Source organism: Actinomadura formosensis NBRC 14204 (genome assembly GCF_001552155.1).
In the GTDB taxonomy this organism is placed as follows: Bacteria; Actinomycetota; Actinomycetes; order Streptosporangiales; family Streptosporangiaceae; genus Spirillospora; species Spirillospora formosensis.
In genome coordinates, this window is record NZ_BCQQ01000005.1 from 65794 (window position 1) to 87073 (window position 21280).

Sequence of the window (21280 nt, forward strand, 5' to 3'; positions counted from 1 at the left end):
CAACAGTGACGAAAAGGGTATAAAGATGTTCTAAGAGATGTTTATTGGGACAGATGTCGATTGCTGCGCCCAGGCCACAGGCCGGTGTGGACCTCGGCCGTCACATCGCGGAAGCCGGCGTCCAGCAGCAGGTTGCGGTACCGGCGAGCCGAGCGCGGACCGGCGATCTGGTCGGCGCGGGCGTGCACGATGGCGCGGGTGAGAGCCGGGCCGCCGGAGTCGATGACGAAGGTGTCCCAGTCCTGGCCGACGAGGACGATCCGTCCACCGGGCGCGAGCAGGGCATATAGGAGCGGATCCGCAGTTCCCCGGCACCTGGCAGGCGCTCGACCGCGTCGAGCATCGCGATGAGGTTCTCCGTAGTCATGGACGCCAGGATCCGGCTTAATGTCGACATGAAGTCAAGCGAGATGAGCATCGGGGATCTCGCCGCACGCTTCGGCCTGGCCGCGCACGTCCTGCGGCACTGGGAGTCGATGGGGCTGCTCGCCCCCGCACGCGACCCGGCCGGCCGCCGCCGCTACACCGCCGCCGACATCACGCGCGTCGCCGCCATCCTGCGCGCCAAGGAGGCGGGGCTCTCCCTCGAAGCCATCGGCGTCCTGGCCGCCGGCGCCGGCCCGGCGCGGCAGCGCGACATCCTGAGCCGGGAGGCCGAGGCACTGCGCCGCCGCATCACGGCAGCGCAGGCGTCCCTGGAACTCATCGAATGCGCCCTCGGCTGCGACCACGCGGACATCACCGAATGCGCGCACTTCAAGCAGGCGGTGGCGGACCGCATCGGCACCGCCGCCGCCTCGCCGTCTCACCGCCTCGGCGGTAAGCCGATGTGATCACACGTGCGGCTCTGCCGACCGTCGTGACCGGTGAATCTCCTGCCGAGAGATTCACCGGTCACACCGGGAGCGGGTCCGCGCGGGGCTCAGGAGTGGGCGAGCAGCGGCTCGGCGCTCCCGGCGTCCTCGGCGGCGGCCTGGGGCCGCGGGCGGGGGGTGTTCATAAGGACGGCGACGATCAGCGCGCCGGCCGCCAGGATGCCCGCCGCCCAGGTGCCGGCCGTCCCGAAGCCCTCCACCACGGCCTGCTTGGCGATGGCGGGACTCCTGCCGTGCGAGGCCAGGTAGTCCGCGGTCGCGCTGGTGGCGATGGTGTTGAGCAGCGCGATACCGACCGAACTGCCGACCTGCTGCGCGGTGTTGACGCTCGCCGAGGCCACCCCCGCGTCTCCCTGGCCGACGCCGCGGGTGGCGTAGTTCATGGCCACCGGCATGATCATGCCCGCCCCGAAACCGACCAGGAGCTGCACGACCAGCACGCCGCCCGCGTAGCCGGTGCCGGCGTCCAGGGTGAGCATCCACAGCATCCCGGCGGCGCCGATCAGCATGCCCGGGACGATCAGCGCCCGCGGCGGGAGCTTGGGCAGCAGCCGGGTGGCGAGCCCGCCGGCCGACACCAGGACCGCCACGGTCATCGGGAGGAAGGCCACACCGGTCTTGATCGGCGAGTATCCCTTGACGACCTGCATGTAGTAGGTCATGAACAGGAACGCCCCGAACATGCCGATGGCGGTCAGGCCCACGGCCAGGTAGGCGGCGCCGCGGGTGCGGTCGGCGACCACACGCGGCGGCAGCAGCGGCTGCGGCACCCTGCTCTCGACGAAGGCGAACGCGGCGAGCAGCACGACGCCGGCGGCCAGCAGGCCGGTGACCGTCACCGAGCCCCAGCCGTCGGACTCGGCCCTGCCGGTGGCGTACACGATCGCGACCAGCCCGCCGGTGACCAGCAGCACGCCGGGGATGTCGAACCGGGCCCTGCCCTCGTGCCGCGACTCGGCCAGCACCGCGTACCCGCCGACCGCCGCGACCAGGGCGATCGGGATGTTGATGTACAGGCACCAGCGCCAGTCCAGGTAGTCGGTCAGCGCCCCGCCGGCCAGCAGCCCGAGCGCGCCGCCCGCGGCGGAGATGGCACCCCAGACCCCGAACGCCTTGGCACGGTCCTTGGGCTCGGTGAACGTCACCGTCAGCAGCGACAGCGCGGACGGCCCGAGCAGCGCACCGAACCCGCCCTGCAGGGCACGCGCGATCAGCAGCAACTCGAAGCCGGACGCCGCGCCGCCCAGCGCCGACGCGCCGGCGAAGCCGAGCAGCGCGATCAGGAAGGTCCGCTTGCGTCCGGTGTAGTCGGCGATCCGGCCGCCGAGCAGCAGCAGGCCGCCGAACGCGAGCGTGTACGCGGTGATGATCCACTGCCGGTCGCCGTCGGAGATCCCCAGGTCCCGCTGGAGCGACGGCAGCGCGATGTTCACGACGGTGGCATCCAGAATGATCATGAGCTGGGCCAACCCGATGAAGAACAGCGCGGTCCAGCGGCGCGAAGTGCCCCCCGGGGCCTGCGCCTTCGTGGTCGCCATGAGTTCGTCCTCACTCCTGGTGTCGCGTGCCGCCCGGATCGTCCGCGCGGCGTCCTGACGAACACGAGATGCCGGGGACCCGCTCCTTGTGACAGCGCGGCCCTGTGACGTGCACCACCGATCCCGGATGTCACAAAGCGGCGCGGACCGGCGTCTTGTGCGTGTGGCACTGTCGAGAGCGAACGGGCGGGGACGGGCATGAGCGACCGAGCAGCGGACACGGCCGGTGACCGCATGGACCCCGCCACCGAGGCGTTCATCGCCCACCGCAACCTGCTGTTCACCGTCGCCTACGAGATGCTCGGCTCGGCCGCCGACGCCGAAGACGTCCTGCAGGAAACCTGGATGCGCTGGGCGGGCGTCGACCTCGGCACCGTGCGGGATCAGCGCGCGTACCTGGTCCAGATCACCACCCGCCAGGCACTGACCCGGCTGCGCACCCTCGGCCGCCGCAAGGAGACCTACGTCGGCCCCTGGCTGCCCGAACCGCTGCTGACCACACCCGACGTGGCCGAGGACGTCGAACTGGCCGACAAGGTCTCGATGGCGATGCTGCTGGTCCTGGAGACGCTCACGCCGACCGAACGGGCGGTGTTCGTGCTGCGCGAGGTGTTCGACCTCGCCTACGACGAGATCGCCGAGGCCGTCGACAAGAGCCCCGCCGCGGTCCGCCAGATCGCCCACCGGGCACGCTCGCACGTCGCCGCGCGCCGGCCGCGCGACGCCGTCTCCTCGGCCGAGACCCGGGCCGCGCTCCATGCCTTCCAGCGGGCGCTCGAAACCGGCGACCTGCAGAACCTGCTCGACACCCTCGCGCCGAACGTCGTCCTTCTGTCCGACGGCGGCGGACTCAAGCAGGCCCTGACGCGGCCCGTCGTGGGGGCCCACAGGGTCGCCCGCCTGGTGACCACCGGCCTCAAGCGGATCGAGGCCGAGACGTCGTTCGAGCCGGTCCAGGTCAACGGCAACCCGGGGCTCATCGTGCGGCTCAACGGAGAGACCGACACCATCATGGCGGTGCGGGTCGAGAACGGCCTCATCACCGGCCTCTACTTCGTCCGCAACCCCGACAAACTGTCACACGTGGAGCAGGAGACCACCCTGAGCCGCTGAGCCCGAAACACCACCTCACGCGCCCCTGGGATGGGTGTCGGGGAGGATGTGCCAGGAGTGACCGGCCTCCGGGCCACACTTCCAGCCGCCACCAGGGACCGCGCGGACACGCCGTCCCGGAGAGCGTCGCCCAGTTCGGTCAGCCGACTGGCGGCGTAAGCTGCCTGCTCAACCGCCCAGCGAGCACACCGCTCGCCGCTCCCACCGGTAAAGCCGCCCGGCCCGCTCCTGCGCGACCAAGCCCCGGAGTCCTAGCTCGGACACCAGCCCACAAGAACCGCTCTGAAAGCCTTCGGCGGGAGGGCGAGGCTCGGGACGGCGCGGGCGGATGGGTTACTTCGCGTCGTGCGGGCGGGGGTGCGGGGGGCGGTGGTACTCGGTCAGGACGGTGAGTAGGCGGGTGAGTTCGTCCTTCTGGCCGGGGGTGAGGGGGGCGAGGAGCTCACGCTGGGCGTCGGTGACGAGCGCGTCGAGGCGCTCCAGGCGGCGGTGGCCGGCGAGGGTGAGGGTGATGACGTTGCGGCGGCGGTCGGCGGGGTCGGGTTCGCGGCGGATGTATTCGGCGTCGGCAAGCTCGTTGAGAACGGCGACCATGTCGCTGCGGTAGATGCCGGTGCGGCGGCTGAGTTCGGCCTGGCTGGCGGCACCGGCCTCGGCGAGCGCGGCCAGCACGGCGAAGTGCCACTTGCGAGCGCCTTCGGCGGCCAGGCGCTCGCTGACGAGGCGGTCGGCGGCGACCGCGGCCCCCGCGAGCAGGCGGCTGGGGATGGCGCGCAGCCGGGCCGGAGTGGGTTCGGGGGTCGGGCTCATGGGGGTTTTCCTCCACCTCTTGCGTTCGTGTCACTAACAGTCTAGCTTCGTTAGTGACACGAACGTTCGAACTTCGAACGAATTTCCCTGGAGTGAAGACCATGATCAAGCCGTTCCGCATCGACATCCCCCAAGCCGACCTCGACGACCTGGCCGACCGGCTCTCCCGCACCCGTTGGCCCAACGAGGTCGCCGGCGCCGGGTGGGACTACGGCTTCCCGCTGGCTCGGCTGAAGGGGCTTGCCGAGTACTGGCGCACCGGCTACGACTGGCGTGCGCAAGAGGCCAAGCTGAACGAACTTCCGCACTTCACCACCGAGATCGACGGCCAGAACATCCACTTCGTCCACATACGGTCCTCGAAGCCGGATGCGCTCGCGCTGATCCTCACCCACGGCTGGCCCGGTTCGTTCCTGGAGTTTCTCGACGTGATCGAGCCGCTGTCGCGCGACTTCCACCTGGTGATTCCGTCCATCCCGGGTTTCGGTTTCTCCGGGCCGACCCATGAGCGCGGCTGGGATATCGTCCGGGTCGCGCGGGCCTGGGCTGAGCTGATGCGCCGTCTCGGGTACGAGCGCTATGGCGCGCAGGGGGGCGACTTCGGCGCGGGCATCTCGATGGCGCTCGGCGCGGTCGCACCCGAACAGGTCGTCGGGGTGCACGTCAACTACCTGCCGACCCGGCCGGTCCCGGACGCCGACGTTGAACTGTCGGAAACGGATGAAGCTCGGCTGGACAAGGTCCGGCAGATGATGGCGAATCGTCCGCCGTACCAGGCTCTGCAGGCGCTCACCCCGCAGACCATCGGCTACGCACTGACCGACTCGCCGGTTGGCCAGTTGGTCTGGATCGCCGAGCGCTTCGCGCAGTGGACCGACCCTCGCTCGCAGATCAGTGACGAGCGGATGCTCACCGACATCTCGCTGTACTGGCTGACCGCCACCGCGGCTTCCTCGGCGCGGCTGACCCGCGAGACTCCACGGCGGATCGAGCCGTGCCCGGTACCGGTCGGCGTGGCGGTGTTCGCCCATGACATCACGCAGTCGGTGCGACCGCTGGCCGAGCGGCTGTACGACATCAGGCACTGGTCGGAGTTCGAACGCGGCGGCCACTTCGCCGCGATGGAGGTACCGGAGCTGCTCGCCGAGGACGTCCGGGACTTCTTCCTCACCCACATCAAGTGACACGAACGTTAGCTAGTCGAACTACTTGTGGAGACCATCATGACCAGCACCGAAACCCTGATCCGCGCACTCGCTGACCGCGCCGAACTTGCCGACCTGGTCGCCCGCCACAGCTTGTGGATCGACGAGGGCCGCTACGGCGAGACCGACCGGCTCTTCACCGAGGATGTCGTCGTCAAGTCCCCGCGCGGGGAGGCCCACGGCATCGGAGCGCTCATTGAACTCGTGTGCTCGGGCCACGACACGTACGTCCGCACCCTGCACAGCAAGTCCAATCTCATCATCGAGGTCGACGGCGAGACCGCCACGGTGCGGGCCCACGACATCGCCGTGTTCGTCATCGACGACAACGCCGAGGCCCTCGCGGCTGGGTTCCACCACTACGGGGCGCGCCGCACCGAGGACGGCTGGCGCTTCGACCGCCTCGTAGTCACCCCGGTCGCACTGACCGAAGCCCTCGACCGGGCCCTCTAGAAGACACTGCTGGCCGCGAACTCCCGGGAACCCCGGAGCTTCGCGGCCAACAGGCCGTTCGTTCACCGAGTCCAGCTGCACCGTCGCGCCCTGGCACCGACACAGCCAATGGGTGACAGTGCCTCTCCCATGGCTCTGCCGGATGGGCGTGAGCGGCAGCCCGCGAGGTTCGGGGGTGGGGTACGGCAGCGCTCGGCGCCAGGTCGAGCCACTTGTCCACCTCCAGCCGGAATGTGCCATAGGGATTGATGTTGGACCAGAACAGGGCGGTCAGGCCGCGCCGGTCCTCGTCGGTGAGCTTCTTCGCTCACGCCGGTTCGGCGAGCACCCGCTGGACGAGCAGCGTGTTGACGTGCACGAGCGCGGACTGCAGCAGGTGGAGCGCAAGCATCGACGTCTCGGCGTGCTCCTTGTCCGGGCCGGTCAGGGCGCCATCCTTGCCGTAGCGCAGCACAGTGTTGGCGCTGTTCCAGTTCTCGACGACCTGGAGGCCGCCGCGGGTGAAGCGCCGCAGGACCTGCGAGGACCGGGACCCGAACTTCTTCGAGTCCGACGCACACGCCGTGCCGCGGCCCCACCATGCGGTGTCGCGGGCCGCGAAGGTGGCGTTCACCAGCTTGCGCACGGCGGCCCGCAGGTTGTCGACGGTGATGAAGTGCCGGCGCACGTGCCGCAGCGCCGCTTCGCTCTCGCCGTGCTCGCCGGTCGCCACGATGGCGCGAATGCCCATGTTGGTGCCCAGCGCGAACAGCGCGAGCAACAGGCGGCGCTGGAGGACGGCACGGTCGATGCGCTCATACGCGGCGACCGAAGCGAATTCTTCGGTGAAGCCGGTGAGGAAGTCGGCGTTCTTCAGCACGTCCAGCAGGTCGAGCACGCCCCAGCGTCGCATGACCTCGTCCTTGAGTGCCTGGAGCCCGGTGGGCTCTTCCAGCGGCTCCAGTTTCGGCACGCTGATCCACGGCTCGCCGTGGCGGCTGGTCACCCGCACCCCGCCCGCCGAGCCGTCCGCCAATGCGGCCGTGAGCCGGTCCAGGCCGGCGGTCATCCACTGCTTCAGGTCTGCGATGAACGCCTCGCCATCCGCTTCGAGGAGGTGGTCCAGGCGTTTGGCGAGTTCGGGGGACGGGCGCTTGCGGCCGTTGGCGATCTTCGACAGGTGGCCGTCGTCGCACGGGACGAGCTTGGCCAGCTTGCGTTGACTGATCTGCCGCTCGGCCATGAGCGCACGTAACTTCTCACCGAAGGTCGCCATCGTCTCACCCGGTTCACCCCGCCTCGGCCCACTGTCCATGCCGCCCATCAGGCGACTTCCCGACGCAGATGACGGCGAACGGCCCCCGCCATGTCAACGACCGTCGAGGGAGCGTCCGCGCACACGATCCGGCTGGCGACCCTGCGCAGCAGGTTCGTCGTGCGCGCCGAGTTCACCTCCGGCATGATGCCCGCGACCTCCGCCAAGACCGGCTCCACCTCCCGCCAAGCGCCCACGTGCGTGAGTGCGTTGAGCAGGTGAGCCAGGTCGTTGTATCGGGCCCGCCGGTAGCCGACGCGAAGCTCCGCCGCCTCCCGCAGCAGCGGCACCGCCGCTTCCCACTCGCCGAGATCGGCGTGCGCCATGCCGGTGTGCCAGAGCACCTCGGCGTCGGTGACCCACCACGTCCAGGACGGGTCCCGCGCGGTGACACCATCCAGCAGGGCCGACCGTGCCCTGCCCAGAGCGGCGAACGCCTCACCCGCCCGGCCTAGCTGGGCGAGCGCGCGCCCCTCGCGGATGGTGAGCAGTGCCGCACCTCTGGGCGGCAGCCTTGTGCCCAGGAGTCCCCGGGTGATCCGCACCGCCTCGGCCGGTCGGTGCTGGTGAACCGCCTGCATCGCCAGATGTGTCAGCTCGAACAGCTCCATGTCGCGGTCCCCGGCCTGCCGCGACAGCATCAGCGCCTCATGGACGACCCACCGGGAAACATCCTGCCGGTCGGCGTCATAGGCCAGCCATGCGGCGACCTCACCCGCCTCCCCTGCCGCCGCGATCAGGTCACGTTCGACGGCAGGAACGTAAGCACCTGCGCCAAGCCTGTCGTGGGCGGCACGGAAGGCGCGCAACGCCATCGGGAGGAGGTCGTTGCCACCATGCTCGGTGTCGAGACGGATGAGCGCCTGGCTGGTGTGGCGGACGGATGCGACGAAGGCGGCGTCGGCGGGCCGACCATCGAGGCCAAGCGGGTGGTCACCGGCCAGCCCCAGGGGCACACCGACCTGTCCCGCTACGTCTTCCGGCTCCTGCCGGGGCGGTCGCCGTGGACACAGCGCGGCAAGCGCACCCCGCGCGTCGAGGAGGTCGTCGAGACGCGCGGCGAGTTCGGGGGACGGGCGCTTGCGGCCGTTGGCGATCTTCGACAGGTGCCCGTCGTCGCACGGGACGAGCTTGGCCAGCTTGCGCTGGCTGATCTGCCGCTCGGCCATGAGCGCACGCAACTTCCCACCGAAGGTCGCCATCGCCCCATCATTTCGCCCTGACTTGACCCACTGTCCATATTGGCTGCACGGAGAGTCAGCAGGCAATGTCTTAAACGCCAGCCCTGACTGCGGTCAAGTGGGGGGCGGAAGGTGTCGCAGACACGAATGCGGCCCCGGCCGGCGGGCGAACGCCGGGGGTTCCGGGGCCTGACCGGAAGCAGGTCCGGCTGTGAGCAAGGTATCGAATTCTGTGGCGGGCGTATCGACCGCCCTGGAGGCCCTGACGGGGCTGCGCTCCGACTTCCCCGACTGGGTGTTCCACCACGGCGTCCCCGACGCCATCGACCTGGCGTGGGAGGCCAAGCGGATGCCGTTCCGGTACCCGAGCGGCGGCGGGGTCTCGTGGGTGCGCGCCGCGTCGGCCGAGCGGCTCCGCGAACTCCTGGACGCCACCGCCGAGATCGAGTCGTGATCGCCGATACCAGGGTGGACGTCCCGCCCGTCATTCTCCCGCCGCCGATCCCGGAGCACATCGTGCATTGGCACGGCAGGGTCACCGGGAGCTGGTGGGCCGTGCTGCCCGGACGGCAGGGACCCAGCCTGATCGAGGCGGTGAGCGAGGAGCAGCTCGCGGCGATGGTCGACTGGCACCTGCGGGTCGCGTCCCAATGAACCGGGGACGGCACCTCGCCGTCCCCACCCAGAAGGCGCGGGCATCCGGCCCGCGCAGCGGCCGGGCCGGCTCTGGTAGGTCACGCCCGGCCGCCCCGCCGCGCGGCCCTCACCCCCTGGAGTGCCGCGCGGCGGGCACCCCCAGCCGGGGCGGGTCTCGTGGTTCCCGTCATGGACGGCCACCGATCCGGCCGCCGTCGATCTGTTCTGCCGCTTGTTCGCCGACAAGTGGGACGTCAATCTCCGCGGCAACCGCGCCGTCTGGGCGGTCGAGCACGCCGCCGCCGCGCGCCGGTGGGCCGATCATCGACTTGGATAGACCGTGCTCACCTGGACGAGAACGCGCGGCGGTAAGTGCTCGGGGGAACGCCGACGACGCGCGTGAAGTGGTGGCGGAGGTTCGCCGGGCTGCCCAGGCCGGAGCGTTCCGCGATCTGGCCGATGGGCAGGGACGTGGTCTCCAGCAGTTCGCGGGCGTAGTCGATCCGGATGCCGCGCAGCCAGGCCATGGGCGTCGTCCCCGTCGCGGCGTGGAAGCGGCGGATCAGTGTGCGCGTGGTGACGTTGGCGTGACGCGCAAGGGCGGCGACGGTCAGCGGTTCGTGCAGCCGCCGTCGGGCCCAGTCGAGGAGGGGGCCGATGTCCTCCGCGTCATGAACGGTGGTCGCCGCGCCGATGTACTGGGCCTGCCCTCCGGGACGGTGTGCGGGCATGACGAGCCGTTTGGCGAGCGCGCTGGCAACGGCGGCGCCGTGGTCGTTGCGGACGACGTGCAGGCACAGGTCGAGCCCGGCGGTGGTGCCCGCGCTCGTCAGGACGTCGCCGTCGTCGATGTAGAGGACGGACGCGTCCACCAGCACCTCCGGGTAGCGGGCGGCCAGTTGGCCGGCGTGCATCCAGTGCGTGGTCGCCGGACGTCCGTCGAGGATCCCGGCGGCGGCGAGGACGAACGCGCCGGTGCAGAGGGAAACGATCCGGGCGCCGTTGGCGTGGGCCGCGCGTACGGCCTCGACCAGGTCGGACGGCTGGTCGTCGACGACGCTCGCACATGCCGGGACGACGACGGTGTCGGCCTCGGCGAGCACGTCCAGACCGTGCCGGGCGTCTGGGGCGAACCCGGCGGCGGTGCGGGTTCCGGGGGCGGCGCAGAGGCGGAAGTCGTACCAGGAGGGGGCGAGGCCCGGCCGCTCGTAGCCGAACACCTCGCACGGGATGGCCAACTCGAAGATCGGCACCCCCTCGGTGACGGCGACGGCGAGCGTGTGCATGTCACTAATTTAGCGATGGTGGTCATTCCTGCCACTTGGCTCGGTCCAATCCCGGGCGCGAAGATCAGGGCATGGACCGATTCCCCGTTGGACGTGACTCCTTCGCCCCTTCCCGGCCGGCCGCCGAGGCGGTGTGGCGGCACGTCATCGACCTGCTGGAAAGCGAACGCGAGCAGATCACCGGACGCGACGTCAGCGCACCGGTGGACGTCCGGGAGCTGAGGACCGCGATCGGGGCGTACGGCTTCGACCGTCCGGTCGATCCCGAAACCGTGGTCGAGGACGTCGCGGGGCTGCTGCGGGCGGCCACCGTCCACACGACCCATCCGCGCTATTTCGGGCTCTTCAATCCCGCGCCGACCCTGATGGGCGTCGTCGGTGAGACGCTCGCCGCCGCGTTCAACCCGCAGTTGGCCGCATGGTCGCACGCCCCCGCGGCGGTCGAGATCGAGGCGCATCTGCTGCGTTTCCTGGGCGGACGGCTCGGCTACCCGCCGGAAACCGTCGCCGGGTCGTTCACCAGCGGCGGTGCCGAGGCGAACCTGACCGCGGTGCTGCTGGCGCTCACGAAGAGGTGGCCGGAGTACGGCGAGAAGGGGCTGCGGGCGCTGGAGGGCCGTCCGGTCATGTACGCGTCGGCGGAGAGCCACCTGGCCTGGCTCAAGATCGCGCACGCCACCGGCATCGGGCGGGACGCCGTCCGGCTCGTCCCGTCCGGGCCCGGCCTGCGGCTGGACACGCGGGCCCTGGCCGAGCGGGTGGCCGCCGACCGCGCGGACGGCGCGCTGCCGTTCCTCGTGGTCGCGACGGCCGGGACCACGTCCGCCGGAGTCATCGACCCGCTGCACGACCTGGCCGGCTTCTGCCGCGACCTTGGCCTTTACCTGCACGTGGACGCCGCCTACGGCGGCGCGGCGGCGCTCTCCGACCGCCTGCGGCCGGCCCTGGACGGTATCGAACGCGCCGACTCGATCACGGTGGACGCCCACAAGTGGATGAGCGTCCCCATGGGGGCGGGCGCCCTCCTGTGCACCGACGCCGAGGGGCTCGCGGAGACGTTCCGGGTCACCACGTCCTACATGCCTGCGGAGGTCCCCGACACCGTGGACCCGTACACGTCCAGCCAGCAGTGGTCGCGCCGGTTCATGGGCCTCAAACTGTTCCTCAGCCTGGCCGTCGCCGGCCGCGAAGGGTACGCCGGGCAACTGGAACACGACGCCGCCCTCGCGGAGGTGCTCCGCGAAAGGCTCACCGAGACCGGCTGGGACATCGTCAACGACACCCCGCTCCCGGTCGTCTGCTTCGCCGACCCCGGCACCGCGACGTGGGAGCACCACGACGCGCTCGCCCGCGCGGTCGTCGGCGGCGGACGCGCCTGGATCAGTCCCGTCCGGCTGAACGGCCGCGCCGCGCTCCGCGCCTGCGTCATCAGCCACCGCACCACGTCCGCGGACGTCGAGGACCTCGTCCACGCCGTGAACGAGGCGCGCAAGTGACTCAGGGGACGCGGGCGACGGCGCAGAGCATGGAGACGTCCTCGACGGAGGGGGGCTTCTCCGGCGGATCCTCGGAACGCCACTCGACGACCGAGGTGATGCCCGGGGAAAGGATCTCCAGGCCGTCGAAGAAGCGGGCGAACTCCTCCCGGCTGCGCAGGCGGAACGGAACGCCGCTGCGCTCGTTCGCCTCCACGTTGGCGGCGTACTGCTCCGGTGTCAGGTGCTCGTTGGTCGCGTGGGTCATGACGAGGTGGCTGCCCGAGGGGAGCGGGGACAGCAGCCGGGCGAGGATGCCGTACGGGTCGTCGTCATCGGTGATGAAATGCATGGTCGCGACCAGCATCAGCGCCACCGGACGGGACATGTCGAGGGTGCGGCGCAATTCCGTGTTCCGCAAAATGGCGTCGGGGTCGCGCAGATCGGCCTCGATGTAGGCGGTCTTGCCCGCGGGATGGCTGGTCAGCAAGGCACGGGCGTGGACGAGGACGACCGGGTCGTTGTCGACATAGACGATCCGGGACGTGGGCTCGATCGCCTGCGCGACCTCGTGCACATTCCCGGCCGACGGGAGGCCGGTGCCGATGTCGAAGAACTGGTCGATGCCCGCCTCGCCGGCGAGGTGGGTCACCACGCGCTTGAGGAACGCGCGGTTCTCCCGCGCGGACAGCGCGACGGTCGGGAACGCGGAGGCGACCACCGCCGCCGACTCCCTGTCGGCGGCGAAATTGTCCTTGCCGCCGAGCCAGTAGTTGTACCGGCGGGACGGGTGCGCCTTCGTCGGATCGATGCCCGGCGGTACCCGCTCAGTCTCCACGGTGACCTCGATTCGTTGTCCGCCGCCCCGCGCGGCGCGGGTAGATCACGGCCCCCCATTGTGGGGGGTGAACAGCGGTTTCGCACATCTAGGTCCCCCGAAACGCCGTCCATTGTGCAATGGTAGCGGGCGTGGATCTCTTCTACAGTCCTTTCGACTTCGCCATTCAGGACGACCCTTACCCGGTGTATTCGCAGTTGCGCGAGAAGTCACCGGTCTACCGGAACGGCAATGACGACTTCTGGGCGCTGTCCCGGCACGCCGACGTCGTCGCGGCGCTGAAGGACTCGGCGCGTTTCTCCAGCAGGAACGGCCTGCGGATCGAGCCGGCGTTCTGGGGGCCGGACGCGGAGAAGTTCTTCTCGTTCGTCGCCATGGACCCGCCGAAGCACACCCGGATGCGCGGGCTCGTGGCGCGGGCGTTCACCGCGAAACGCGTCCAGGCGCTGGAGCCGCGCATCCGCGAGATCGCCCGGGACTGCCTGCGGCCCCACCTGGAGGGCGACGAGTTCGACCTGATGACCGACTTCGCCGGCCGCTTCCCCACGGACGTGATCTCCGAGCTGGTCGGGGTCCCCGAGGCCGACCGCGACAAGGTCCGTGAGCTCGGCATGGCCATCATGTACCGGGACGAGGCGGGCGGCGACCTGCCGCCGGAGGCGCTGCAGGCCATCGGCGCGCTCGTCGGCTACTACACCGAGCTGACGATCGAGCGGTCCAGGCAGCGGCGGGACGATCTGCTGTCCGGCCTGCTGGACGCGGCGGAGGGCGAGGACCGGCTCACCCCGGAGGAGATCGTCGGCGTGCTGATCCTGCTCGTCGGCGCCGGGATCGAGACCACGATGCTGACGCTCGGCAACGCCTGGCACGCCGCCTGGCGGCACCCGGAGGAGCGGGCCAAGGCGTTCGCCGGACGCGTCGGCGACTGGATCGAGGAGACCCTGCGCTGGGACCCGCCGAGCCAGGCGCTCGCCCGGACCACCACCGAGGACGTCGAGGTGCACGGCGTGACGATCCCGGCGGACGCCCGCGTCCTGCTGCTCACCGGCGCCGCCAACCGCGACCCGGACGTCTTCCCCGACCCGGAGCGGTTCGACCTGGACCGCGACACCGGCGAGTCGCTCGCGTTCGGCAACGGCCGCCACCACTGCCTCGGCATGAACCTCGGCCGGCTGGAGGCCCGCATCGCGCTCGGCGAGCTCATCGGCACGGTCGCCGATTTCGAGATCGACATCGCCGCGGCGAAGCGGGTCCGCTCGTCCAATGACCGCGGGTTCGTGTCGCTGCCCACCCGCATCACCGCGCGCCGCTGACGCGCGGTCCGGGGTCAGACGATGGGGCGGCCGGTTCTGATCCGGCGGCGGACGTCGTGGAGATAGAGGTTGAAGGGGAACTCGCGGGCGGGGCGCGGCATGACCCGGTTGGTGGTCCGCAGCAGGCGGGTGAAGCGGTCGAAGCGGCGCTGGTCGCGGGGCGTCCACGGGTAGCCGAGTTCGTCCCGGAAGGGCTGCGGCAGGAAGCCGACGGTCAGGAAGGTGTGGCAGCGGCCCAGCGGGAGCCGCACCGGGATGGGCAGGAAGCGCAGTTCGGTCAGGTCGCGCAGGTAGGTGCGGGTGACGTCGTCCATCCGCACCCTCCGCACGCCCTCCCGCCAGTACTCCTCGAAGGCGGCGCGGTCGGCGGGCCACTGCTCCGGCCTCATCTGCAGGGTGGTGCCGAACCGGGCGCCGTGCCGGTACAGCTCTTCGGCCTGCTCGGGGGTCGGTTCCCCGTAGAGGATCCGGTAGATCATCTCGGTGCCGTAGTAGAGGCACGCGGCGACCCAGAGCTGGAGTTCGGGGTCGAACGCGTTGTAGGCGACGGGTTCCCTGGCGCGGACCTGCCGGTGGGCTCGGTCGACCTCCCGGCGCATCGCCTCGCGCTCGTCCTCGGTGCCGGACATCGCGACGGCGATGTAGCTGAGCGTGGTCCGGGTGCGTTTGAGCGGATGCCTGTCGACGCGGCCGCTGTCGACGGTGCTCTCGGCCACGCCGCGCCCGACGGGGAGGCGGGCGAGCTGCATGACGACGTTCGACGCGGCGGCGGCGAGGGCCAGGCCGCTGATGGAGTCGAGGGCGACCTTCGGGGGCGTCTCCTGCGTGATCGCGGTCATGTCGGCCTCACTTCCTGGGACATAGCGGCGACTCTCGTCTCACCATGCCGATGTAAGTGAACACTTGCAAGGGCGCCCGCGGGTGGGCGCCCTCACTTGTCAGGCGTACGGGTCCTCCCTCCCCTGCACGCGGGTGGCGAACTCCTTGAAGGCGTCGAGCGCGCGCAGGTAGCCCATCGGCCCGTACGAGACGCGCGCCACCCCGGCGGCGGCCAGGTCGGCGAGGGACGACCCGGGGAAGTTGTTCGCGTTGACCGGCCCCGGCAGCCCCTTCACCAGGGCCGGGACGGCGTCCATCGGCGCGGTGATCGGGTAGACGCAGTCGGCGCCCGCCTCGAAGTACAGCCGGCCGCGCTCGATGGCGGCCTCCACCGGGTTCGGCGCCTTGGCGACGAACGTGTCGACCCGGGCGTTGATCACCAGCGCGTCGCCCGCCGCGTCCCGGACGGCGGCGAGGTACTCGGCCTGCGCCTCCGGCTCGGCCAGCTCACCGGCGTAGGTGTCCTCCAGGTTGCAGCCGGCGGCGCCGATGGCGAGGAGCCGTTCGACCAGTTCGGCGGGCTGGAGCCCGTACCCGGCCTCGGCGTCCACCGTGACGGGGACGGTCGCGGCGCGGATCACGCGTCCGGCGGCGGCGAACATCTCCGCCACCGGCGCCCCCTCGTGGTCGGGATACCCGAGCATGGCGGAGACGGCGGCGCTGGCGGTGGCGAGCGCCGGGAACCCCGCCTCCTGGACGATCTGCGCGCTGGCGGCGTCCCAGACGTTGGGCAGCAGCAGCGGATCACCGGGGCGGTGCAGCTCACGAAGGCGTGCGGCGTTGTCGGTCATCTCCTTCTCCTTCCCCCGGAGACAAGGACCAGACGGCCCGGCGGATTGTGACATCGCCCCTCGGCGGTCCCGGCGGGCCTGGGTTAGCGTCGAGGCGATCAACAGCCCGCGATGAGGGAGCGCCCATGCTGCCGTGGTCCACCGAGTTCGCCGGACGCCTGGAAGAGCACGCCGTCAGCAGCGAGCTGCTGCGCGGCAACCCGCTGGGGGACCCGCACGAGCGGCCCCTCCTCGTGTACGTCCCGCCCGGCTACGACGACGAGCCGGAACGCCGCTACCCGAGCGTCTACGTGATCACCGGGTTCACCGGGCACGTCGGGATCTGGCGCAACCGGATGCCGTACCGGCAGCCGTTCCCCGAGACGGCGGACGCGGTGTTCGCGTCCGGTGAGGCCCCGCCCGCGATCGTCGTGTTCGTGGACGCCTGGACCGCGCACGGCGGCAGCCAGTACGTCGACTCGCCCGGCACCGGCCGCTACCACTCCTACCTCTGCGACGAGATCGTCCCGTGGGTGGACGCCCGCTACCGGACGCTGGACGCCCCCGGGCACCGGGCGATCAGCGGCAAGTCCAGCGGCGGCTACGGCGCGATGATCACGCCGATGCTCCGGCCCGACCTGTTCGGCGCCCTCGCGACGCACGCCGGTGACGCGCTGTTCGAGCACTGCTACCTGCCCGAATTCCCGAAATGCGTCCGCCACCTGCGCAAATACGACGGCGATATCTGGCGGTGGTGGGCGGACTTCAATTCCCGCACGTCGTTCACCAAGCCCGAGGACATGGAACTGCTCAACATCCTCGGCATGGCGCTCTGCTACTCCGCACGCGAGGACGGCACGCCCGACCTGCCGTTCGACCCGGTCACCGGGGTGATCCGGCAGGACGTGTGGGAGCGCTGGCTCGCCTGGGACCCCGTCCGGATGGTGCCGGGCCACGCCGAGGCGATGCGGTCGCAGCGCGCGATCTGGATCGACAGCGGCACGCGCGACGAGTGGTTCCTGGACGTCGGCGCGCAGGCATTCCACCGGGCGCTTCTCGACGCGGGCGTCGCGGAGGACGTAATCCGCTTCGAATTGTTCGACGCGGCCCACGGCGGCATCGACTACCGCTACCCGCTCGCGCTCTCCTGGCTCTGCCGCCGCATCGCGCCCTAGAACGTCCCGCGCCGCGGGGACCGTGACGCTCACCGCGCGCAGAAGGTTCCCGGCCGGACGGGCCGGGCCGGCAGGGCCGGCCCGGCCCGTTCGCGCTGCCAGCACGGGTGTTTCAGTGGTTTCATTCACCGCTCCGAAAAACTTGAAAATCCAGTACCAAATGGATTCATTGACACCCGCTGCCATTCGGGGTGCACTTCTGGGCGGCTCATCCAGATGAGCTCTCCATCCATACCTCCGCCGGGCGGGCAGCGGCCCCCACCGGAGCGCCCCCGCAGGGGCCTCCACGTATCCCCTCTCCCGCCCGGCACGTAGAAGGAGCACCCTTTTGAGACACCAGACCGCGATCGGGGCGACGGTGCTGTCCGTCGGCCTCGCCGTGGCGTTGTCGTCCCCCGCCACAGGTGCGACCCACACCGCCCACGCGGCGGGTCCGGCCAAGCCGGACCCCCGCACCCTCGCCGCCGCCTCGGCCGACCGCCTGGTCGCGGCGAAGCCCACCGCGTTCAAGAAGGCCCCCAAGGACAGGATCGTCCGGCGCGGCGTCACCTCGGGCCTGCGCGGTCTCCAGTACGTCCAGTACGAGCGCACCTATGACGGCCTGCCCGTGTACGGCGGCGACTTCGTCGTCACCACGAACGCGAGCGGCGGCGTCCTCGGCACGTCGGTCGACCAGTCGCGCAAGCTCAGCGTGTCGACCAAGGCGGCGGTCAGCGCGGCCAAGGCCGCCAAGACGTCCCGCGCCCGCGTCTCCAAGGTCAAGAGCGCGTCCACCCCGCGCCTGATGGTCCTCGCCGAGGGCTCCGGACGGCTCGTCTACGAGACCGTCGTCAGCGGCACCCGGAAGAACGCGCCGACCAAGCTGCACGTCTTCGTCGACGCCAGGACCGGCAAGGTCGTCAAGACCTGGGACGAGGTCCGGGACGCGGCCGACGACCGCAGCTACTACCACGGCACCGTCGACCTCAGCACCGCCCCCACCTCCATGACGGACCCGCAGCGCTCCGGCGTCCAGTGCGGTGACCAGTCCGGCTCCGCCTTCACCGGGCCCAGCAGCGCCTGGGGCAACGGCAGCGGCACCGACCTGGAGACGGCCTGCGTCGACGCCATGTACGCGGTCCAGAAGGAATGGGACATGCTGGGCACCTGGCTGGGGCGCACCGGCATCGACGGCCGCGGCGGCGGCTTCCCGCTCTTCGTCGGGCTGAACGACGTCAACGCGTACTGGACCGGCAGCTACACCAACTTCGGCCACAACTCGGCCGGCACCAAGCAGGTCACGTCGGTGGACGTGGTCGGGCACGAGAACGGCCACGCCGTCTTCAGCACCACGCCCGGTGGTGACAGCGGCGGCAACGGCAACGAGAAGGGCGGCCTGAACGAGTCGACCGGCGACATCTTCGGCGCGCTGACCGAGCACTACATCAACGAGCCGGCCAGCCTCGACCCGCCGGACTACCTGGTCGGCGAGGAGGTCGACCTGGTCGGCTCCGGCCCGATCCGCAACATGTACAACCCGCAGGCGCTCGGCGACCCGAACTGCTACTCCGCCTCGATCCCGAGCACCGAGGTGCACTCCGCCGCCGGCCCGCAGAACCACTGGTTCTACCTGCTCGCCGAGGGTTCCAACCCGACCAACGGCAACCCGGCCAGCCCCACCTGCAACAACTCGACCGTGACCGGCATCGGCATCCAGAAGGCCGGCCAGATCTTCATGGGCGGGCTGAACCGCAAGGTCACCAACTGGAGCCACGCCCGCGCCCGCCTCGAGACGGTCAACGCGGCGCTGCAACTGTTCCCCGGCTCGCCCACCGAGTGCAACGCCGTCAAGGCGGCCTGGAGCGCGATCAACGTTCCCGCGCAGAGCGGCGAGGCGCCCTGCGGCACCCTGCAGCAGAACGACTTCTCGCTGTCGCTGAACCCCGCTTCGGGCGGCGCGCAGGCCGGTGGGAGCGCCACCGCGACCGTGAGCACGTCCGTCACCGGCGGCAGCGCCCAGCAGGTGGCGCTGTCGGCGACGAGCAGCCCGGCCGGGCCGACCGTGTCGTTCTCGCCGAGCACGGTGACCGCGGGCCAGTCGTCCACGATGACCGTCAGCGTCCCGGCGGGCACCCCGGACGGGACGTACCGGATCACGGTCCTCGGGAACGGCGCGTCCATCGACCGCACCGCCACCTACACGCTCACGGTCGGTAACGGCTCGCCCGGCGGGACCGTCTTCTCCGACGACTTCGAGACCGACCAGGGCTGGGGCACCAACCCGTACGGGTCGGACACCGCCCTCGCGGGCGCCTGGGAGCGCGGCACCCCGCAGCCGACGAGCTACGCGGGCACGAACCTGCAGCTCGCGGCGGCCGGCGGCAGCGGCGCCGACCTCGTCACCGGTGCCGCCGCCGGCGCGAACGCGGGCACCTATGACCTCGACGGCGGCGTGACCAGCATCCAGTCCCCGGCGATCAGCCTGCCCAGCGGCACCCTGTCGCTGAGCTTCAACTGGTATCTCGCCCACCTCAACAACAGCTCGACGGACGACTACCTGCGCGTCCGGGTCGTCGGCACGAACGGCTCCAGCACCGTGCTGAACCAGAGCGGCGCCATGGCCGACCGGGCCGGGGCGTGGCAGACGGCGACGTACGACCTGTCCGCCTACGCCGGCCAGTCCGTCTACATCGTGGTCGAGGCGGCCGACAACGGCACCGGCAGCCTCGTCGAGGGCGGCATCGACAACGTCAAGATCACCAAGGCCTGACCGCCCCTGTATGCGGCCTGTGACGGGGTCCCCGCTCCCGTCACAGGCCGCTTTCCTTTCCTGGAGGAAACATGAGACCGCGCACCATGGCGGTGCTGGGGGCGGCGGCCCTGACGGCGGCCGCCTTCCTGCCCGGCGTTCCCGCCTCGGCGGCTCCCGCCGCCCCGACCGCGCCCGACATCTCGCTCACGAACGTCAAGGCGCACCTCGCGCAGTTGCAGAGCATCGCGGACGCCAACGGCGGCGACCGCGCCCACGGCGGTCCCGGCTACCGCGCCTCGCTCGACTACGTGAAGGGCGAGCTGGACGCGGCCGGTTTCCAGACCAGCGTCCAGTCGTTCACCCAGAGCGGCGCCACCGGCTACAACCTGATCGCCGACTGGCCGGGCGGCGACACCGGCAACACCCTGATGACGGGGGCGCACCTCGACAGCGTCACCGCGGGCCCCGGCATCAACGACAACGGCTCCGGCTCGGCCGCGGTCCTGGAGACCGCGCTCACCGTCGCCCGCCAGAACCTCCAGCCCGGCCGGCACCTCCGGTTCGCCTGGTGGGGCGCCGAGGAACTCGGCCTCGTCGGATCGACGCACTACGTCAACACCCTGCCGTCCGCCGAACGGTCGAAGATCACCGGCTATCTGAACTTCGACATGGTCGGCTCCCCCAACCCGGGCTACTTCGCCTACGACGGCGACGGCTCGTCCGGCGCCGCCGGTCCGGCCGGGTCCGCGGAGATCGAGCGGGTGCTCCGGTCGTACTTCTCGTCGATCAACGTCCCGGTCCAGGACACCGCGTTCGACGGACGCTCCGACTACGGCCCGTTCATCCGCGTCGGCATCCCCGCCGGCGGGCTGTTCACCGGCGCCGAGGACATCAAGACGTCCCAGCAGGCGCAGCTGTGGGGCGGCCAGGCGGGCGTCGCATTCGACAGTTGCTACCACTCGTCCTGCGACACGGCGTCCAACATCGACGACACCGCGCTGGACCGCAACGCCGACGCCATCGCGCACGCCGTCTGGACGCTCGCGGGCACCGGCGGGCAGCAGCAGCCGCCCGGCGCCACCGTCTACACCGACGACCTGGAGACCGACAAGGGCTGGACGGCGAACCCGGACGGCACCGACACGGCCACCGCGGGCGCCTGGGAGTACGGCACCCCGCAGCCGACGAGCTACGCGGGCACGAACCTCCAGCTCGCCGCCACCGGCGGCAGCGGCGCCCTGGTGACCGGGGCGGCCGCCGGGACCGCCGCCGGGACCTACGACCTCGACGGCGGCACCAGCAGCATCCGGTCGCCGGCGATCGCGCTCCCGGCCGGAGCGAAGACCCTGTCGTTCTCCTGGTTCTTCGCCCACCTCGGCAACAGCTCCCCGGACGACTACCTCCGGGTGCGGGTCGTGGGACCGAACGGGTCCACGACCGTGCTGAGCCAGCCGGGCACGGCGGCGGACCGCGCGGGGTCCTGGCAGACGCAGACGGCGGACGTGTCCGCCTATGCCGGGCAGACCGTCCGCATCCTCGTGGACGCCGCGGACGCCGGTTCCGGCAGCCTCGTCGAGGCGGGCCTGGACAACCTCAAGATCACTATGTAGGTGCAGCTCGGCGGCCGGTTTCAATGTTTTCCGCGGCCTCGTTCACACGATTGAAAATCCAGTGTCGAATGGATCCGTTGACACCGGCCGGCCGCCGC

At 70.9% G+C, this 21280-nt stretch carries 20 protein-coding genes; 12 read left to right on the forward strand and 8 right to left on the reverse strand.

The features are described from left to right. The first annotated feature begins 53 nt into the window (after positions 1-53). A complete protein-coding gene (locus AF1_RS35605) occupies positions 54-290 on the forward strand; it encodes a hypothetical protein (RefSeq protein WP_157419130.1) in 237 nt (78 codons plus the stop codon). Positions 291-395: 105 nt separating this feature from the next. Further along, entirely contained in the window at positions 396-833 is a 438-nt protein-coding gene (locus AF1_RS02215; RefSeq protein ID WP_067793157.1) for a MerR family transcriptional regulator, read from the forward strand. An 89-nt stretch (positions 834-922) separates the two neighbouring features. Here the strand turns inward: AF1_RS02215 and AF1_RS02220 are convergent, their stop codons facing one another. Continuing rightward, entirely contained in the window at positions 923-2413 is a 1491-nt protein-coding gene (locus AF1_RS02220; RefSeq protein WP_067793159.1) for an MFS transporter, read from the reverse strand. A 198-nt stretch (positions 2414-2611) separates the two neighbouring features. Here AF1_RS02220 and AF1_RS02225 point away from each other — a divergent pair, with 198 nt between their 5' ends. Beyond that, entirely contained in the window at positions 2612-3526 is a 915-nt protein-coding gene (locus AF1_RS02225; RefSeq protein WP_067793160.1) for an RNA polymerase sigma-70 factor, read from the forward strand. 333 nt (positions 3527-3859) lie between these two features. On the opposite strand, the gene AF1_RS02230 is transcribed toward AF1_RS02225, so the two are convergent. Continuing rightward, the gene (locus tag AF1_RS02230; protein WP_067793161.1) at positions 3860-4336 is read right to left on the reverse strand and encodes a MarR family winged helix-turn-helix transcriptional regulator; all 477 of its coding nucleotides are present in this window, start codon (positions 4334-4336) and stop codon (positions 3860-3862) included. Between the two features lie 101 nt (positions 4337-4437). Here AF1_RS02230 and AF1_RS02235 point away from each other — a divergent pair, with 101 nt between their 5' ends. Next, entirely contained in the window at positions 4438-5520 is a 1083-nt protein-coding gene (locus AF1_RS02235; RefSeq protein ID WP_067793201.1) for an epoxide hydrolase family protein, read from the forward strand. A gap of 39 nt (positions 5521-5559) precedes the next feature. Then, entirely contained in the window at positions 5560-5994 is a 435-nt protein-coding gene (locus AF1_RS02240) for a nuclear transport factor 2 family protein (RefSeq protein ID WP_067793203.1), read from the forward strand. 307 nt (positions 5995-6301) lie between these two features. Here the strand turns inward: AF1_RS02240 and AF1_RS02245 are convergent, their stop codons facing one another. Together AF1_RS02245 and AF1_RS02250 are read right to left on the reverse strand one after the other, a co-directional pair. After that, positions 6302-7249, reverse strand: coding sequence for a Tn3 family transposase (locus AF1_RS02245; RefSeq protein WP_067793163.1), 948 nt, complete (start codon positions 7247-7249; stop codon positions 6302-6304). Positions 7250-7296: 47 nt separating this feature from the next. Beyond that, entirely contained in the window at positions 7297-8490 is a 1194-nt protein-coding gene (locus AF1_RS02250) for a helix-turn-helix domain-containing protein (RefSeq protein ID WP_067793166.1), read from the reverse strand. A gap of 190 nt (positions 8491-8680) precedes the next feature. Between AF1_RS02250 and AF1_RS02255 the strand changes: the two genes are divergently transcribed. Beyond that, positions 8681-8923 carry a hypothetical protein gene (locus AF1_RS02255; protein ID WP_131732315.1) on the forward strand — a complete coding sequence of 81 codons (243 nt, stop codon included), beginning with the start codon at positions 8681-8683 and terminating at the stop codon, positions 8921-8923. Beyond that, on the forward strand, positions 8920-9123 hold the full coding sequence (locus tag AF1_RS02260; protein WP_067793168.1) for a hypothetical protein: 204 nt from the start codon (positions 8920-8922) through the stop codon (positions 9121-9123). Before AF1_RS02255 ends, AF1_RS02260 begins: the two co-directional genes overlap by 4 nt. Positions 9124-9449: 326 nt before the next feature. On the opposite strand, the gene AF1_RS02265 is transcribed toward AF1_RS02260, so the two are convergent. Next, on the reverse strand, positions 9450-10391 hold the full coding sequence (locus AF1_RS02265; protein ID WP_067793169.1) for a helix-turn-helix domain-containing protein: 942 nt from the start codon (positions 10389-10391) through the stop codon (positions 9450-9452). Positions 10392-10462: 71 nt separating this feature from the next. Here AF1_RS02265 and AF1_RS02270 point away from each other — a divergent pair, with 71 nt between their 5' ends. Further along, positions 10463-11887 carry a pyridoxal phosphate-dependent decarboxylase family protein gene (locus tag AF1_RS02270; protein WP_084262351.1) on the forward strand — a complete coding sequence of 475 codons (1425 nt, stop codon included), beginning with the start codon at positions 10463-10465 and terminating at the stop codon, positions 11885-11887. A gap of 1 nt (position 11888) precedes the next feature. On the opposite strand, the gene AF1_RS02275 is transcribed toward AF1_RS02270, so the two are convergent. Further along, positions 11889-12704, reverse strand: a complete 816-nt coding sequence (locus AF1_RS02275; protein ID WP_067793172.1) for an SAM-dependent methyltransferase — start codon at positions 12702-12704, stop codon at positions 11889-11891. Between the two features lie 131 nt (positions 12705-12835). Between AF1_RS02275 and AF1_RS02280 the strand changes: the two genes are divergently transcribed. Next, the gene (locus tag AF1_RS02280; RefSeq protein ID WP_067793174.1) at positions 12836-14017 is read left to right on the forward strand and encodes a cytochrome P450; all 1182 of its coding nucleotides are present in this window, start codon (positions 12836-12838) and stop codon (positions 14015-14017) included. 14 nt (positions 14018-14031) lie between these two features. Here the strand turns inward: AF1_RS02280 and AF1_RS02285 are convergent, their stop codons facing one another. Continuing rightward, positions 14032-14856 (reverse strand): oxygenase MpaB family protein, encoded by an 825-nt coding sequence (locus AF1_RS02285; RefSeq protein ID WP_067793177.1) that lies wholly within the window; start codon positions 14854-14856, stop codon positions 14032-14034. A 99-nt stretch (positions 14857-14955) separates the two neighbouring features. After that, positions 14956-15687, reverse strand: coding sequence for an isocitrate lyase/PEP mutase family protein (locus AF1_RS02290; protein WP_067793180.1), 732 nt, complete (start codon positions 15685-15687; stop codon positions 14956-14958). A 125-nt stretch (positions 15688-15812) separates the two neighbouring features. Between AF1_RS02290 and AF1_RS02295 the strand changes: the two genes are divergently transcribed. From AF1_RS02295 to AF1_RS02305, 3 genes are all read left to right on the forward strand, one after another. Then, entirely contained in the window at positions 15813-16841 is a 1029-nt protein-coding gene (locus AF1_RS02295; RefSeq protein ID WP_067793181.1) for an alpha/beta hydrolase, read from the forward strand. Between the two features lie 328 nt (positions 16842-17169). Continuing rightward, complete coding sequence (locus AF1_RS02300; RefSeq protein WP_067793182.1) at positions 17170-19590, forward strand: M4 family metallopeptidase; 2421 nt, start codon at positions 17170-17172, stop codon at positions 19588-19590. Between the two features lie 71 nt (positions 19591-19661). Beyond that, positions 19662-21182: a M28 family peptidase gene (locus AF1_RS02305; protein ID WP_067793183.1), complete on the forward strand. Its 1521-nt coding sequence runs from the start codon at positions 19662-19664 to the stop codon at positions 21180-21182. The last annotated feature ends 98 nt before the right edge of the window (positions 21183-21280 follow it).